We start from the raw sequence: 2331 nt of genomic DNA, 5'->3' as shown, positions 1-2331 counted from the left end.
CTCGGTCGTCGGCACCCTGGGCGGCCCCGGGCAGGCCAACTACGCGGCGGCCAACACCTACCTGGACGCGCTCGCCCAGCACCGCCACGCGCACGGCCTGCCCGCGACGTCCCTGGCCTGGGGCCTGTGGGAAGCGGGCATGGGCGGCGGGCTCACCGAGCAGGACCGCACCCGGATGGAACGCACCGGTGTCGCCCCGATGCCCGGCAGCCAGGCACTCGCCCTGTTCGACGCCGCCCTGGCACGCGACCGTGCGGTCCTGGTGCCGGCGCGGTTGAACGCGGCCGGCCTGCGCGCGCAGGCGGCGGCGGGCACCATCGCGCCGCTGTTCACCACGTTGTACCGGCCCAGGCCGCGGCGCGCCGTCCAGGACGTGGCGGCCGGCGGCGGCAGCGCGCTGGCCCAGCAGCTGGCGGAACGCCCCGAGGCGGAGCGCGAGGCGTTCCTGCGTGACGTCCTGGGCGGGCACATCGCGACGGTGCTCGGCCGCGACCCGTCGGCCGCGATCGACCCGGAGAGCTCGTTCAAGGAGCTGGGCTTCGACTCGCTGACCGCCGTCGAACTGCGCAACACCCTCAACAAGGCCGTGGGCCTGCGCCTGCCGGCCACCCTGACCTTCGACTATCCGACCCCGGCCGCCATCACCCGCCACCTGCTGACCGAGCTGCTCAGCACGGCCAGGGCGGGCGGGAGCACGCCCAAACGGCGCACCGTACGCCCCAGGAACGACGACCCGATCGCGATCGTGGGCATGGGCTGCCGCTACCCCGGCGGCGCCACCACCCCCGAACAGCTCTGGCAGCTGGTCGACAGCGGCACCGACGCCATCGGCGAGTTCCCGCCCAACCGGGGCTGGGACGTGGCCGGCCTGTACGACCCGGAGCCGGGCATCCCCGGCAAGACGTACGCCCGGCACGGCGGTTTCCTCTACGACGCCGACCGCTTCGACGCCGAATTCTTCGGGATCACCCCGCGCGAGGCGCTCGCCCTTGACCCGCAGCAGCGGTTGCTGCTGGAGACCAGCTGGGAGGCGCTGGAACGGGCCGGCATCGTCCCCGCCACGGTGCGCGGCAGCCGCATCGGCGTGTTCGCCGGTGTCGTCACCCAGGAGTACGCGCCGCTGGTCCGCGTCGGTGCGGAAGGCGTCGAGGGCTATCTCCTCACCGGTACGACGGCGAGCGTCGCCTCCGGCCGCGTCGCCTACACCTTCGGGTTCGAGGGCCCGGCGATCACCGTGGACACCGCGTGCTCGTCGTCGCTGGTCGCCCTGCACCTGGCGGCGCAGGCGCTGCGGGGCGGCGAGTGCACGATGGCGCTGGCCGGCGGCGCGACGGTGATGGCCAACGCCGGTATGTTCCTGGAGTTCAGCCGGCAGCGCGGGCTGTCCCCCGACGGCCGCGCCAAGTCGTTCGCCAAGGCCGCCGACGGCACCATCTGGGCCGAGGGCGCCGGCATGGTGCTGCTGGAGCGGCTCTCCGACGCCAGGGCCAACGGTCACCCCGTCCACGCCGTCCTGCGCGGCTCGGCCGTCAACCAGGACGGCGCCAGCAACGGCCTGACGGCACCCAACGGCCCCTCCCAGCAGCGGGTCATCCGGGACGCCCTGGAGAACGCACGGCTCACGGTCGCGGACGTCGACGCCGTCGAAGCACACGGCACCGGCACGAAGCTCGGCGACCCGATCGAGGCACAGGCACTGATCGCGACGTACGGGCAGGAACGGGAGACCGGACACCCGCTGTTCCTCGGCTCCCTGAAGTCCAACATCGGCCATGCGCAGGCCGCCGCCGGCATCGGCGGTGTGATCAAGATGGTCGAGGCGCTGCGCCGCGGGGTGCTGCCGAAGACCCTGCACGTGGACGAGCCGTCCCCGCACGTCGACTGGGCGGACGGCGGTGTCGAACTGCTGACCAGGGCACGCACGTGGCCCGAGACCGGACGTCCGCGCCGGGCCGCCGTCTCCTCGTTCGGCATCAGCGGCACCAACGCGCACGTGATCCTGGAGTCCGCACCCGAGGCGAAGACACCGGCCACGGCCGCGGACGCGCCGACCGGGACGGGTTCGGTCGTGCCGTGGGTGCTGTCGGCGAAGACGGAGCCGGCGCTGCGCGACCTTGCCGCCCGGCTGCACGAGTCCCTCTCGGCCACCCCCGACGTCCCGCCGCTCGACGTGGCACGCTCCCTCGCCGCCACGCGCACCCGGTTCGCCCACCGCGCCGTGGTCACGGGGGACTCGCCGGACGAACTCCTCACCGGGCTGCGGGACTGCGCGGCGGGCGCGCAGGGCCCCTCGTCGTCGGGTGTGGTCTCGGGTGTGGTGCGCGGCGGGAA

At 74.2% G+C, this 2331-nt stretch carries 1 protein-coding gene; it reads left to right on the top strand.

The genetic code is table 11. The features are described from left to right. Positions 1-2331 (top strand): type I polyketide synthase (locus tag NQO67_RS43420; RefSeq protein ID WP_255956181.1); only part of this gene is annotated, 2331 nt, incomplete at both ends.

Source organism: Streptomyces odontomachi, from assembly GCF_024435355.1.
In the GTDB taxonomy this organism is placed as follows: Bacteria; Actinomycetota; Actinomycetes; order Streptomycetales; family Streptomycetaceae; genus Streptomyces; species Streptomyces odontomachi.
This window is presented reverse-complemented; position numbering and strand designations above follow the sequence as displayed.